The 13,486-nt window shown below is 39.9% G+C and carries 13 protein-coding genes; 3 read left to right on the top strand and 10 right to left on the bottom strand.

From position 1 onward, the window contains the following. Window positions 1–62: 62 nt before the first annotated feature. Window positions 63–428 carry a nuclear transport factor 2 family protein gene (locus tag F960_RS21525; RefSeq protein ID WP_004863126.1) on the top strand — a complete coding sequence of 122 codons (366 nt, stop codon included), beginning with the start codon at window positions 63–65 and terminating at the stop codon, window positions 426–428. Between the two features lie 46 nt (window positions 429–474). Here the strand turns inward: F960_RS21525 and F960_RS09250 are convergent, their stop codons facing one another. The 8 genes from F960_RS09250 to F960_RS09215 all read right to left on the bottom strand — a co-directional run bounded on the left by F960_RS09250 (window position 475) and on the right by F960_RS09215 (window position 8,774). After that, the gene (locus F960_RS09250; RefSeq protein WP_004863123.1) at window positions 475–2,184 is read right to left on the bottom strand and encodes an arylsulfatase; all 1,710 of its coding nucleotides are present in this window, start codon (window positions 2,182–2,184) and stop codon (window positions 475–477) included. 136 nt (window positions 2,185–2,320) lie between these two features. Continuing rightward, a complete protein-coding gene (locus F960_RS09245) occupies window positions 2,321–2,653 on the bottom strand; it encodes a Rieske (2Fe-2S) protein (protein WP_004863119.1) in 333 nt (110 codons plus the stop codon). A gap of 2 nt (window positions 2,654–2,655) precedes the next feature. Then, window positions 2,656–3,513, bottom strand: coding sequence for a dioxygenase family protein (locus F960_RS09240; RefSeq protein ID WP_004863116.1), 858 nt, complete (start codon window positions 3,511–3,513; stop codon window positions 2,656–2,658). A gap of 28 nt (window positions 3,514–3,541) precedes the next feature. Next, a complete protein-coding gene (locus F960_RS09235) occupies window positions 3,542–4,609 on the bottom strand; it encodes a maleylacetate reductase (RefSeq protein WP_004863114.1) in 1,068 nt (355 codons plus the stop codon). 1 nt (window position 4,610) lies between these two features. Continuing rightward, window positions 4,611–6,146, bottom strand: a complete 1,536-nt coding sequence (locus tag F960_RS09230; RefSeq protein WP_004863111.1) for an aldehyde dehydrogenase family protein — start codon at window positions 6,144–6,146, stop codon at window positions 4,611–4,613. Between the two features lie 51 nt (window positions 6,147–6,197). Beyond that, entirely contained in the window at window positions 6,198–7,202 is a 1,005-nt protein-coding gene (locus F960_RS09225) for a hypothetical protein (RefSeq protein WP_004863108.1), read from the bottom strand. Window positions 7,203–7,215: 13 nt separating this feature from the next. Further along, window positions 7,216–7,707 carry a cupin domain-containing protein gene (locus F960_RS09220; protein WP_004863106.1) on the bottom strand — a complete coding sequence of 164 codons (492 nt, stop codon included), beginning with the start codon at window positions 7,705–7,707 and terminating at the stop codon, window positions 7,216–7,218. 218 nt (window positions 7,708–7,925) lie between these two features. Beyond that, window positions 7,926–8,774: an IclR family transcriptional regulator domain-containing protein gene (locus F960_RS09215; RefSeq protein WP_004863102.1), complete on the bottom strand. Its 849-nt coding sequence runs from the start codon at window positions 8,772–8,774 to the stop codon at window positions 7,926–7,928. Window positions 8,775–8,801: 27 nt separating this feature from the next. Here F960_RS09215 and F960_RS09210 point away from each other — a divergent pair, with 27 nt between their 5' ends. Together F960_RS09210 and F960_RS09205 are read left to right on the top strand one after the other, a co-directional pair. Next, window positions 8,802–10,154 carry an outer membrane beta-barrel protein gene (locus tag F960_RS09210; protein ID WP_004863099.1) on the top strand — a complete coding sequence of 451 codons (1,353 nt, stop codon included), beginning with the start codon at window positions 8,802–8,804 and terminating at the stop codon, window positions 10,152–10,154. Between the two features lie 48 nt (window positions 10,155–10,202). After that, window positions 10,203–11,483: an MFS transporter gene (locus F960_RS09205; RefSeq protein WP_035373866.1), complete on the top strand. Its 1,281-nt coding sequence runs from the start codon at window positions 10,203–10,205 to the stop codon at window positions 11,481–11,483. Window positions 11,484–11,575: 92 nt separating this feature from the next. On the opposite strand, the gene F960_RS09200 is transcribed toward F960_RS09205, so the two are convergent. Both F960_RS09200 and F960_RS09195 read right to left on the bottom strand, forming a co-directional pair. Continuing rightward, window positions 11,576–12,799, bottom strand: coding sequence for an OprD family outer membrane porin (locus F960_RS09200; protein WP_004863093.1), 1,224 nt, complete (start codon window positions 12,797–12,799; stop codon window positions 11,576–11,578). Window positions 12,800–12,829: 30 nt separating this feature from the next. After that, window positions 12,830–13,486 carry a 3-oxoacid CoA-transferase subunit B gene (locus tag F960_RS09195; protein ID WP_004863089.1) on the bottom strand — a complete coding sequence of 219 codons (657 nt, stop codon included), beginning with the start codon at window positions 13,484–13,486 and terminating at the stop codon, window positions 12,830–12,832.

Raw genomic sequence — 13,486 nt, 5'->3', positions numbered from 1 at the left:
TAATCAACAATTCAGCGCTATTTTTACTCTTAAAATAGTGTGAAAAATACTGGATGATTGATATGGATAATTTATTTATTTTGGATTTAGAACGACAAAAAAGCCAAGCCTTGATGCAACAAGATTATGATCTTTTTAAATCGCTGTGCCATCCTGATCTGATCTATGTGCATAGCAGTGGCAAAGTCGATTCACTGCATGATTATTATCAAAAACTGTGTAATCAAGTCTATTTATATACGGATATCGAACATGATATCCAACAGATTATGAATGTAAATCAAGGGATTGTGACTTTAGGTGAATATCGTTCTGGACTTAGATATTTTGATGAACAACGCCAAATGCACAATCGAACTATTTCATATTGGGTCGATCATCAAGGTCAGTATAAATTGATCTCTTATCAATCGACACCGATCAAATAAAAAAGAGCGAAATCATTTCGCTCTTTTTATCAAATTATTTTATGGATTAATCCCGCATTTTCTTTAAAAAATCAGGCTCTATGCAGGTATCATAAAAACAGTTCATCTGACCATATTTATAACGTACAGGTGCTTCAACTACGCCCACATGCTGTGCATATTGATCCCATTCTTTTGCCAACTCTTGAACTTTTTTAGGATTTTGAGCAGCGACATTGTGCAAATAACTTGGGTCATTTTTACGATTATATAACTCCCAACTGCCTGTTCCATATGGCGGAGCTTGCATTTGTAATGTCCAATCGCCACGATACAAGGCACGACGCGTATTAAATTCCCACCCCAGTGATCTCTCTGGCAAAGTCTGATTTTTAAAGACTGGTAAAAATGAACGCCCTTCGAGCGGCAATATCGCATGACCATTAAACGTGTGAGGTCTAGGTGATTGAGTTAATTCCAATACGCTTGGCACAAAATCTTTAACATGAATCACATCTGTCTTAATTTTGCCTGCATTGACCAATTTTGGATAACGTACAATCGCTGGCACATGGATTCCGCCATTGGCGACAAAGCTTTTAAAATAAGGCAATGGTGTAGAGGCAACTTGCGCCCACTGTGGACCTAAATTGACATAAGACCCTTTTTTGCCCATATTTTCTAAGCTATTGTCAAAATTGGCATTGACCCATTCACGGATACCATTTTTATCATCATTGGTTCCAAGTGACTCTGGAGTTGCAGATTCTGCGCCATTATCAGACATAAATAAGATGAAAGTATTGTCCAATTCTCCAGTATCTTTCAAATAATTAATCACGCGACCAATGTTGTAATCCAGACTATCAATCATCGCTGCATACACTTGCATGGTTTTAATCTGATCCGCTTTTTGCGCAGGTGTCAGTTGCTCCCAAGATGGAAACTCATTCGCAATCGGATTGTTGGCTTGGGTTCCTTTCGGCATGATGCCTAAAGCAATTTGTTTCGCTAAACGATTTTTACGAATGTATTCATATCCCTCTTGATAGGAGTTTTTATATTTCTGTAAAAATTCATCTGGTGCTTGTAGTGGCCAGTGCGGTGCGGTATAGGCCAAATAAGCAAAGAAAGGTTGATCTTTTTTGCGGTCATTTTTGAGATATGACAGCATTTTATCGGTGTAATAATCACTTGAATAAAAGTCTTTTGGCAGAGTCACATCTTTACCATCTTCCATATAGCGTGCTTTATAATTGCCCGGGAACATTGGGCTTGCATCCATATGACTTGCTCCCCCCGGCATTAAGCTAAATGAGCGATCAAAGCCACGTGCTTTCGGGTTGCTATCATCAGTTGCACCCAAATGCCATTTTCCAGACATAAATGAAGCATAACCTCTTGTATGCAAGATTTCTGGCAAAGTCATCACTTGTTGATTGAGTTTACCCTCATAGCCGACCTTGCCTCGTTGTTCAGGTTGCAAATACTCAGCCATCGTCCCTAAACCAGCTTGATGACTATCATTTCCAGTGAGCAACATAGAACGTGTCACTGAACATGTCGGTCCTGCATGAAAATTGGTTAATACGGCTCCATCTTTTGCCAGTTTCTGAAGGTTTGGAGTTTTAATCTCACTACCAAATGGCTCTGTATCAGAAAAACCCAAATCATCGGCTACAATCACCAATACATTGGGGCGTTTCACCTCAGCTGCTTGGGCAGATAGATTGAGCAATAAACTCGGCACAAAGAGTGCCCACGCAATCTTTTTCATCGTAGATATTCCCTTAATTTTTATGAAAAAATGTCGTCCTCGACATGCTTAAAATAGCCGATCATTTCGACTTGAAAAATATTGCTTTATTAAACGCTGTGTTCACTTTTTTTGAACAATCAAAAGTTTAAAATACTTATTTCATAAAGAGTTGTTGACCAATCAATTCATGATCAATTTTGACCAAATGTTGTCCTTTACATGGTCCATCAATACAAAGCCCAGTTTCGATATCAAAAAGTGCAGAATGGTGTGCACACATAATCACTTCGTTTTTATAAATAGAAAATTGACCAGAACGATAATCAAGTTGTACCGAAAAATGTGGGCAGACATTTTCATAACTATAATATTGACCATTTTTTTTGATGATCACGACCGTTTTTTCAGACTGAAACGGATGCTCTACTTTCAATACATCTCGATCGGAAAATGAGTCTATTTCACATAATTTGATACGATTATCCATGCTCATTCTCCTTTCGAAAGAACAAAATCATATTCAATCAAATTGAAGCTTTCATCTAAGCCAAACTGCTGTTTGCTGGTCGCATCTGCTTGTTTTTGTTCAAACCCAACGATCAAACGGTCTTTCACGCCAAAAACAGCATCACCTTGTAAATATTCATCATTTTGGATAAATAAATGCGTCACCAAGGGTTGATAACCTTCAGCAATGATCATGAAATGAATATGGGCTGGTCGCCAAAAATGACGTTTTGAATAATTGAGTAATTCGCCAACTGTTCCATCTGAAGGAATCTGATAGCTCACTGGAAGTATAGATTTAAATGCATATTCACCATTTTCTTGGCTCATAAATGCACCACGCAAGTTCGCTACAGGCTGATCAGGATCTTGTCCCGAATACATGCCATTTTCAGCAGTTTGCCAAACTTCAATTTTGGCATTTTTGATCGCTTCACCCTGTTGGTTGAAGATTTTCCCTTTGACTAAAAGTGGCATTTCATCGCCAACTTTTTCTTCAATAATGCTATCTGCATAGTGACGCACAGGCATATTTGCAATAAAAAATGGTCCAAAAACAGTACTTGGGGTTTGCTCATGATTTTTGCTGTGATTGATTTCATCCACCAGCATCGACACGCCCAGTACATCTGAAAGCAGGATGTATTCTTGACGCTGCTCATGGCAAAGTTGCCCTGTTCGTGTCAAGAAATCAATCGCCATTTCCCATTCTTGCTGAGTCAATTCAACGTCATCAATATATTCATGGATGGCTTTGACCAGTTTTTGGATCAGCATTTTCGGGCGCGCATCGCTGATGTTTTCAAAACTTTTTATTGCGCTTGTGGTCACGTCATGCATATCAAAATTCCTTTTTTGATTAAATCGCTTATTTGGGTTCTAAGCCTTGATAAGCCAACTGTAGTAATGCTTCTAACTCAGACCGCTCATAACTTCTCGGGTTGTAATACGGACTTTCACAGGTGATTCGTGCGACTTCACTTGGTCCATCCTCAGGCAATCCAATTTCTTTTAAGGACAATGGAATACCCAGTTGTTGATTGAGTTTATAAATCAACTGCCCTACTTGTTCATGACTTTGCCCACCGAGTGCCTGAGCAAGCTTGTCCATCGCTTCGATATCGGCATTGCGATTATAGTGCGCTGAATACGCCAAGGTGATCGCATGCGCCTGAGCATGTGGCAAGTTATATGTACCACCCAAGGTATGACATAGTTTATGGTGAATCGCCATACCCACTGAACCTAAGCAAATGCCTGCCAGCCAAGCACCATAAGTCGCTTGTTTACGTGCTTCGATATCTTGTGAGTTTTTGACAATCTTTGGCAAAGCCTGACTCAGTGCCTTAATCGATTCGACAGCCATCATGCTAATGATCGGATTTTTATCCTGTGCATAAAGTGCTTCTACAGCATGTGCCATCGCATTCATACCTGAACTTGCTGAAATATCAGCAGGTAAAGTCAGACTGAGCTCTGGATCATAAATCACTACTTTCGGTAAGACTTTTATGTCTTTGCCAGTTTTTTTGAGATTATTTTCAGTTAAACCATATACCGTGGTCATCTCACTGCCAGCATAGGTCGTCGGAATCGCAACGATGGGAATACCTGTTTTCAATGCAATGGCTTTGGCTAGGCCGATGGTTGAACCACCGCCTAAAGCCAAACAACAATCGATATTTTTAGTGGTGGCATATTCAACAGCTTCGTCTGCAACACTCACAGGGACATGCATCACCGCATGAGGATAAACATCTGTCACCAACTCACCGAGTTGCTTCGCCATGTTTAAACCTGTTTCTTTCTGTTCTGGAGTGGTGATCACGAGAACTGAAGAATAACCATTTTCCGCCAAAATACTTTTGGTCTTTTTCGATTCGCCATTTCCAAAATAAACATTGATCGGCAAAGCTTTATAATGAAAATCTTGCATCTCATTCACCTCTTTGGAAATGAGGAGGAACTTGTGCATCGACATTGACCCAAACAGATTTTACTTCTGTATAGTCATGGATTGCTTCAAAGCCCATTTCTCGACCATAGCCTGATTTGCCTACACCACCAAATGGGCTACCCGGATTGACACGTTTATAGCTATTGATCCAGCACATACCCGCTTTGATCTTTTTCGCAAATAAATGTGCACGTTGTAGGTTATTGGTCCATAAACCACTGCCTAAGCCGTACTCTGTACCGTTAGCAATCGCTAAGGCTTCAGCATCATCTTTAAAGCGAATCACAGTTACAAATGGTCCGAAAACTTCTTCTTGAGCCACGCGATCATCTACTTTTGCTTCAACAATGGTTGGTAAAACATAGTAACCATTTTTCAGACTTTCATCTTGTGGAGCTGTGCCGCCCAATAAAACTTTGCCACCTTGTTCTTCAGCAATTTTTGCATAAGCCAATACTTTGTCACGATGCGCTTCTGAAGTTAGTGGCCCCATTTCAGTATTTGGATCAAGTGGATTGCCTAAACGGATTGATTTAGCCAAGCCAATAAATTTTTCTAAAAATTGATCTGCAATTTTTTCATGTAAAACCAAACGTGAACCCGCAATACATGCTTGACCTTGGTTATGGAAAATCGCCCATGCTGCACCATTTACGGCTGCTTCGAGGTTGGCATCTTCAAAAACGATGTTTGCACCTTTACCGCCAAGTTCAAGTTGAACACGCTTTAAGTTGCCAGAAGATGCATTGACGATATTTCGTCCAGTTTGCGTCGAACCTGTAAATGAAATTTTGCCTACTTCTGGATGATCCGCTAGACGTTGTCCTGCAGTATGTCCATAGCCCGGTACAATGTTAACTACACCATCAGGGAAACCCGCTTTTTTGATCAATTCAGCAATTTTTAAAGTCGATAATGGTGTGATTTCTGAAGGTTTCATTACCACGACATTACCTGCTGCAAGTGCAGGTCCGAGTTTCCAACTGGTAAACATCAATGGGAAATTCCAAGGTACGATTTGACCTACCACACCAATCGGTTCACGAGTTGTATAGTTCAAAAAGCCTTGTTCTACAGGAATAACACTACCTTCGATTTTGTCAGCCATTCCACCAAAATAACGAAAACATGCTGCTGTACGCGGTACATCTAAACGACGTGAATCTTTGATCGGATGCCCTGTATCCAATGATTCAAGTTGCGCTAGCTCTTCTAAGTTTTCTTCGATCAAATCAGCAAGTTTTAATAGTAAACGACCACGTTCTGCCGCAGGCGTTTCAGCCCATGCTGGAAATGCTTTTTGTGCTGCTGCAACAGCGATATCTACATCTTCTGCTTCTGCTGCGGCGATTTTTGTGATGAGTTCACCATTGGCCGGATTGAGTACATCAATGGTTGTACCATTTTTTGCATCTACAAACTGACCATTTATAAAAAGTTGTGTATTCATTTTTGTCAAATCAGAAGTCTTTTGTTCAGGCACAGCTGCCCCATCTACACGTAATTGCGTATTCATTTTTCTCACCCTGTTGAATTGGGCTAAGCTGCTTAGCCCGAGAAAATATCTTTAGAACGACACTGGATATGGTGGTAATTCGCCAGAAGCATATTTTTCTGGTAAATCAGGTGTCGCATTTTCCCAAACCAATAACATTGAACGTTTTGTTGAATAACCTTGGTGACGAATATCGGCTGGCATTGCGCAAATATCGCCTGCTTTCATAATGATACGTGCAAATGGACTACCGTCATTTTTGTCTGCAATATCCCATGTGATTTCATCAGAAATTTGCATAAACCATTCAACACGGTCATTGCCATGGAAAATCGGCAAGATATATTCTTCAGTGGTTGGGCAGAAAAGGCTGGCTTTACATACAGAAGTCACTGAAGGGTTCCATGTCACATCAGAACGCGACATATATTTAAATAAATTGAATGCGCTGAGTTGACCTTCAAAACCCGGTTCGCAGTGAACTAATGGCTCATCTTGAGGCACATCGAGGAATTGGCGGTTAACAGGTAGGTCTTCACGTAATGGTGAATCGCCTTCCATACCTGGCATACGTTTAGTGGCAATACGATAACGATCAATCGCTTCGATATTTTCACCATTTTTACGACCAAATGCGCTACCTGTTTCTTCTGGTGCTGCAAATGGATCAAAACCTTCATTTACCCAATCATGTAAAATTGCTTTAAATGTTGCCATGATTTTTGGTGTTTCAAAGTTTTCGACGTAATCAACGCCTGCTGCACTCAGTACACCATTAAAGGTCCCTGCATACATATCCACGCTACCATAATGGTTTTGTGTACCAATCACGTGATCGAAGTTCACCCAGCCGTAGAAAAAGCCCCAAGCCACATCACGCATCACAGCACGTAAAAAAGCATCTGCTGACATTAAATGTGAATGTTCGCTACCTTTCGCTGTCCAAGTGACTTTGGCAAAATATTCATCACGACTGAAAATAAAGTTACCGAGTTTAAAAGTGATATATCCAGTCAGATCATCTTTAGCAACGATTTCGACTTGCTCACTTGCAAATGTATTTTTAACAGAGTTCATCCTAAATCTCCTATTATTTCAAGCAAATATCAGACCATTTCTCAATCGAAAGCGGTCCTTTTATCGTGTGCATAATCAATGTCGCTGGCTTTTGGCTACTGAAACGATAAGCCGTACCGACAGGTAAAATTGCTTGATGTCCTTGTTTGAGTACCACATAACCCATTGGTTTACCGTCAGGTTGCTCCCCAGCAAGCTGACTACCTTCGATAGAAGTATCGATGGCTTGTTCAAGTTTTAAAAATTCCACACGAACTTCACTGTCCATCGAAACCACAAACTCATCATGAGAACATGTAAACCAAGCTGAAGTTCCTTCTGCTCGAATAGATTCGATTACGTATTTTTGATTGATACCCACGACTGTTTTGTCGTAAGGTGCTGCCTGACTTGCAACTTCAAACACATTTGAAAAAACATAATGTGATGCTTTACCTTGGATCAATTGGATCGAGCCTTTTTCGAAATTGTCCAAGCTTCCGAATTTTGTTGTATATGTATTCATTACATTTCCTTGTTTGTCTTCATGACATAACTAAAACTTAAGCCATGCCATGCCCTAAGACAATGCTAGAATTTTCGACAAGACTGTTCGTTTTTTCCATACAATCTTTTTTTGGTATTATTTTCTCAAATATTATTATTTTGAATTTAATGAATAATAAAGGCTAAACTCAATATATTTTAAAATAATCTTTTTATTTAATACTCAAAATAATGATATTAACTCGGATATTTATTTTTAAAATCTTCTGCCATAACCAACATCATTTCCAAATATTTTGAAATTTCATTTTGAGAAAAACGACTATCTGCACCATAAATACACATTGAGGCAATAATATTTTGCTTTTGATCTTTTAAAGGCACAGCCAAAGAAACTAAAGATTTTTCATATTCTTGATCTAAAAAACAATAACCTTGATTTTTGACTTGCTGGATTTTAAATATAAGTGAATTTTCATCTTTTACTGTAAATTCGGAATAATTCTTATATTCTATATTTTTCAGATAATTATTTAGTTCATCACTGTTCAACTGTGCCAAAAACACCCGCCCAGATGCACTCAACCATAGCGGCGTTTGATCACCTTTTTGGATATGAATATTCATCAGCCGTTCACTTAAAAATGACTGAATGCATACACTATTTTCAGCTTGTCGCACATTAATTGAACAAGTTTCTCCAGTATATAAACTGAGCTTTTTAACCATATTTTCAAAGATATTATCTTTTTGCTTTTCTGGATTAAATACCCGACTCAATTCTAATACTTTCGGACTCAACCAATAATATTTATCATCAGTTTGCATATACCCCAATACAGTTAATGTTTTTAGAAAACGACGTGAAGTTGCACGGGTAATACCGAGTAATTCTGCTGTCTCAGATAATGTCATTTTTTTATTCATTTCATTATAAATTTGGATTATTGCTAAGCCCTTTTCGAGGGATAAAACAAAATCCTTGTCATTATCATGGCTTGACACAGTCTCTCCTTTAATCTTGAATAGAAATTGTGCGATATACAAACAATGTTCGCCAAACGAACAAAATAACAATTCACTCATCGGACAAGGTCGTCCACCGAGAAACGTATGAACAAGATTACCTTAAAACGCGCAATCGCTGTAAGTCAGTTTGTTGTCTTTACTTCGATGTGCCATGCAGAACAACCTGCTCAAGAATGGTTATTTAAAGATCTCAATCAAAACGATTATGGCATCACAGTTTCAGGTTGGGCGCAGGCCAGTGTTGCGGATAGCAATCATGGCGATCAGCTCACTCCCGCAACTGTTTTTCGTCGAGAAAGTGGTTTTACCCTCGATCAGATGGGGATCATGATCGAGAAAAAGGTCAAAAGTAATTTGATTAGTCGTGTGGGTCCTATCCCTGTCGAAAAATCTGATCGCTTCGATTGGGGGTTTAATATCACGGCGATGTACGGGGCGGACAATTTTTTCTTCCGTACTTATGGCTTGGATGATGACTGGGGTGGCAACAAAGTCGGTAACTTCGGCAATACCGATTATTATTCCACGCTCACTCAAGCCTATGTCGAGTTGTATTTTCCATATCTCGGTGGCAGCAATTTGATGCTGGGTCTATTTCATACCCCGCTTGCCAACGAAATTGGTTTTGCCCTACCTAGTCCTGCCCCAACCGATTTTTATACACATACCTATAGCTTTATCCACGGACCAGCCAAACATGCGGGTGCGCTTTGGAGCAGTTATATTTTCAATCAACCCAATAGCACCAAACTCTCTTATGAATTGGGTTTAGCCAAAGGCTATAACAGCCTTCAAGATATCAACAACAATTGGGATGTCATCGGCAACCTGCGATGGCGTAGTGCTGATTTTAAAACGTGGATTGATTTTGAAAATATTTATGGAAATAGCGCGGATGACTCGGTGTCTGACTGTGCTTGTGGCTCGCCTATTCCAAGCGATTCAACACTCGCACATGACAATTCACTAAAGCGTTATCAAAGTTATTTGACGCTTACGCATCATCTTGATGAAAAAAATACGCTGATCGCAGAAGCCTCTTATGGTCATCAAGAAAAATCACTTTTGGCTGATGTATTCAATCAAATCCCTTATGGCACCCCTAAAACAGGCGGGAAAAATGCCTCATGGTCGGGTATCGACTTGAGCTATTTACATAAATTTAATCCAAAAGTATCAGCAGCTATTCGCGGTGAATATTTTGATACGGATGGTGTGCATGTGTTGTTGCCATTTTCAGGTAGCTATCGTGCTTTGACCAGCAACATTTCTTGGCAACCTGTGCCGTATTTACGACTTCGCCCTGAAATTCGTTACGACTGGTATAGCGGACATGCCAAACCATATGGTGCAGACGGCAATTATGCCCCACCTCTAATTCACGGTCGTTATGACGATCAATTCAGTTATTCACTCGATGCAACATTCTTTTTCTAATGCTTCATCTCTCGGATCTTGTATAAGGATATTTACATGAAAACGAACATGCAAACTCAAAAATGGGATACTTCCTATGAATGGAAGGCGGTACTTTTACTTTCGCTCGGTTTTGGTTTAGTCGGTCTGGATCGCTGGATTATCGCGCCACTCTTACCTTCGATCATGAAAGATTTATCATTAAATTATCAAGATGTTGGAGTGATCTTTGGTGCGCTAGGTATCACTTGGGGCATATTTGCAATTATCTCAGGTAATCTTTCCGATAAAATCGGTCATCGTAAAATCCTGATCCCATCATTGATCATTTTCTCTCTCGCCTCTGGTTTTTCTGGTGCTGCTGCGGGACTGACCAGCCTGATCTTTATCCGTGCGATCATGGGTGTATCCGAAGGTGCATTTTGTCCAACCAGTTTTGCTGCAACTGCTGCCGCAGCCAAACCCTCACGTCGTGGTTCTTTACAAGGTTTGCAACAAAGTGGTTTCGCTCTGTTTGGCTTGGGATTGGGTCCGATTATCGCAACGCAACTTTTATTGGTTGTACCGTCTTGGCGTGAAGTATTTTGGGTCGTTGCGATTCCAGGGATCATCCTCTCTGTATTTATGTACTTTATCATTCGTGAACCTCAGAACACCCAAGGTGGGCAAGCTTTACACGAAGTTGTGACTGGTGAAGAGAAGCAAAAAGTGAATTGGTTAGCATTACTCAAAACACGTAATGTATTACTGAGTATGCTTGGACTGTTTTGTACCATGTCTTGTGTATTTGTAATCAGTGCAATGGTTCCACTTTATCTACAAAACTATTTAAATCTTTCATCACAAAATATGGGGATCGTCGTATCAGCCATCGGTTTTGGTGGATTTTTGGGTCAATTCTTAGTCCCTGCTGCTTCTGACTTTATCGGTCGTAAAATGGCATCTTTCTTAGGCTTTTTAGGTTCAACGATCTTTATCTGGTTATTTGCCAATGCTGAAGCCTCTGTACTTTCATTGTTTAGCCTGCTCTTTGTTTTATCATTTTTCAGTCTAGGTTTGGTTGCTCTCTTGAGTGGTCCGATTGCTGCAGAATCTGCTCCGATTGGCTTGGTTGCTTCTTCGATTGGTCTCGTGGTTGGTGCAGGTGAGATTTTTGGTGGCGGTGTTGCTCCATTTTTATCAGGCGTGGTTGCTGAACATTATGGTATTCAGAATATATTTTATTTAAGTTTGATTGGAACCGTGGTTGGGATGATTTTAAGTTTATTCTTGGTTGAAACTGCGCCAAGAAAAGTCATAGCATCTGCTTCAAATCCAGCGATCGAATCAAAAAAAGTCAGTGATGTTTAAGCCTTGGCTTTCACATTGAAAAAATATTGATTTAACCAGAAGACAGCTCAGGCTATCTTCTGGTTTTCAAATTTTAAATCTGAATAAAGCTTTTAAAATTTATAGGTATAGGTCAGTGCCAAACGATTTTCGGTATAGTCTTTGGCAAGTGAGTTTTTATAATCGGCATATAACCAACTCATGCCCATTCCTTTTAATGGACCACTTTGCACATCATAATTGACGATAAAATCAAACTCTTTTTCAGTACCCCGTTTTCCACCATTATTATCAATATGACCACCATCATAATAACGTAATGTGGTTTTCAAGCCTTCCAGTCCCAAGCCTTTAAAATCATAGTCATAGCGGAGCTGCCACGAACGCTCATCTTTTTGCATAAAGGTTCCCACTGACCAATTTGCCAGATAAAGCTGTGGAACCCAATTGGCTAATAATGGAAATTTGGTATCACCAGCCATATGTTTATAGCCCACCGCCACAGCATGATTGCCATAACTCAAGGTCTGTAAAGTGGCATAAGCCTGACTGTCAATTTTCCCCTCTAAAGCATCGCCTGTATCTTGGGTATCAAAGAGATAAAAATTTGATTTTAGATTGAGTTGATCGTTCAATTTAAAACGATGTTCATAACTCAAAAAGTTCTGCAAATAGATATCTTCGAGATCAGCGAGAAAATATCGCACCTGCTGTTGCTTAAAATCATAATCGATCCCAGCAAAATTTAGCGCATCTGACTGAGCTTTGGTCGTGCCGTTGACCAACTGAAATTTACTATAGTCCTCTGAATTTCGTCCGCTCACTTTGGTCAAACGCCCCAAGGTAATTTTGGTATTTTTCAACTCATTTGATTCAAGCATTCCGCCTAAAAATGTCGTCGGAAGTTGCATTGCCACATCGGTATGTACGATCGGCAAACGAGGACTCAGCTCACCAATTTGCAATTCAGTTTTCGAATATTTCATCCGTAAAACCGCACCTAATTTGACCTGATCTTGAGCCTGTTGTTGCTTGTCAACATCATAAGGCATGACATTATCCACGATATTTTTCGCTGAACTTAAGCGATAGGCATAGCGGATATTGATGTCCAATCCAAATTGTAAAGGTGTATCGGTATAGCCTGATTTCCACAATAAACTGGCGGCTTGAGACCAATTACTCAATGTTTTCGTGTTATTGTCATCAAAATTTCGATTGAAATAGAAATTTTTTAAATAAACGGTTCCACTGGCATCTTCAATAAAATCAGCATGGGTGACTGAATTTAGGCAATAAGAAGCCATTACCCCATAAAGGATATGTTGAATTTTCATGTTTTCTTCCTGAATATGAAAAATAGTTTGTTATTGATTTTTTGTGAGATCAATCAGCTTGGCATCCGTCAAAGATTGCAAAGCTTCAAATGTCAGTCCTGACACTATTTCTCTCACCGCCAATCCATCAGCAGTCACATCTATTACACACAAATCAGTATAGATCCGATCCACACAATTTTTCCCCGTCACTGGGTAACTCAGTTCTGATACGATTTTGGACTGTCCCTGCCGAGTCAAATGTTCAGTGGCAATAAAGACTTTCTTAGCACCAACTGCCAGATCCATCGCCCCGCCTACAGCAGGAATCGCATCAGGATTTCCCGTGTGCCAATTTGCAAGATCACCATTTTCAGCGACTTGAAATGCGCCAAGCACACAAATATCCAAATGACCGCCACGCATCATGGCAAAAGAATCCCCATGATGAAAAAAACTTCCACCTGTTTGCATGGTGACAAATTCTTTGCCTGCATTGATCAGTTCAAGATCTTCCTGCCCTTCGATCGGTGCTGCACCAAAAGCCAAGATGCCATTTTCCGAATGTAAAATGATTTCTCGATCTTCTGGTAAATAATTGGCAATTTGGGTAGGTAAGCCGATGCCCAAATTGACATATGCTCCATCAGGAATATCTTCAGCGATCCGCTTGGCGATCTGTTCACGTGTCATTTTTTGATAAGACAT

This window comes from Acinetobacter gerneri DSM 14967 = CIP 107464 = MTCC 9824 (genome assembly GCF_000368565.1).
Taxonomy (GTDB): domain Bacteria; phylum Pseudomonadota; class Gammaproteobacteria; order Pseudomonadales; family Moraxellaceae; genus Acinetobacter; species Acinetobacter gerneri.
Note: the sequence above shows the minus strand (reverse complement) of the source record. Positions and strands in the feature narration are given on the sequence as shown.

Coding starts and splice junctions, on each gene's coding strand:
- F960_RS09210 (WP_004863099.1), top strand. CDS start 8,802: ATGAACAAGATTACCTTAAAACGCGCAATCGCTGTAAGTCAGTTTGTT.
- F960_RS09195 (WP_004863089.1), bottom strand. CDS start 13,486: ATGTCTTATCAAAAAATGACACGTGAACAGATCGCCAAGCGGATCGCT.
- F960_RS09205 (WP_035373866.1), top strand. CDS start 10,203: ATGCAAACTCAAAAATGGGATACTTCCTATGAATGGAAGGCGGTACTT.
- F960_RS09200 (WP_004863093.1), bottom strand. CDS start 12,799: ATGAAAATTCAACATATCCTTTATGGGGTAATGGCTTCTTATTGCCTA.
- F960_RS21525 (WP_004863126.1), top strand. CDS start 63: ATGGATAATTTATTTATTTTGGATTTAGAACGACAAAAAAGCCAAGCC.
- F960_RS09245 (WP_004863119.1), bottom strand. CDS start 2,653: ATGGATAATCGTATCAAATTATGTGAAATAGACTCATTTTCCGATCGA.
- F960_RS09225 (WP_004863108.1), bottom strand. CDS start 7,202: ATGAACTCTGTTAAAAATACATTTGCAAGTGAGCAAGTCGAAATCGTT.
- F960_RS09220 (WP_004863106.1), bottom strand. CDS start 7,707: ATGAATACATATACAACAAAATTCGGAAGCTTGGACAATTTCGAAAAA.
- F960_RS09215 (WP_004863102.1), bottom strand. CDS start 8,774: ATGAGTGAATTGTTATTTTGTTCGTTTGGCGAACATTGTTTGTATATC.
- F960_RS09235 (WP_004863114.1), bottom strand. CDS start 4,609: ATGCAAGATTTTCATTATAAAGCTTTGCCGATCAATGTTTATTTTGGA.
- F960_RS09240 (WP_004863116.1), bottom strand. CDS start 3,513: ATGCATGACGTGACCACAAGCGCAATAAAAAGTTTTGAAAACATCAGC.
- F960_RS09230 (WP_004863111.1), bottom strand. CDS start 6,146: ATGAATACGCAATTACGTGTAGATGGGGCAGCTGTGCCTGAACAAAAG.
- F960_RS09250 (WP_004863123.1), bottom strand. CDS start 2,184: ATGAAAAAGATTGCGTGGGCACTCTTTGTGCCGAGTTTATTGCTCAAT.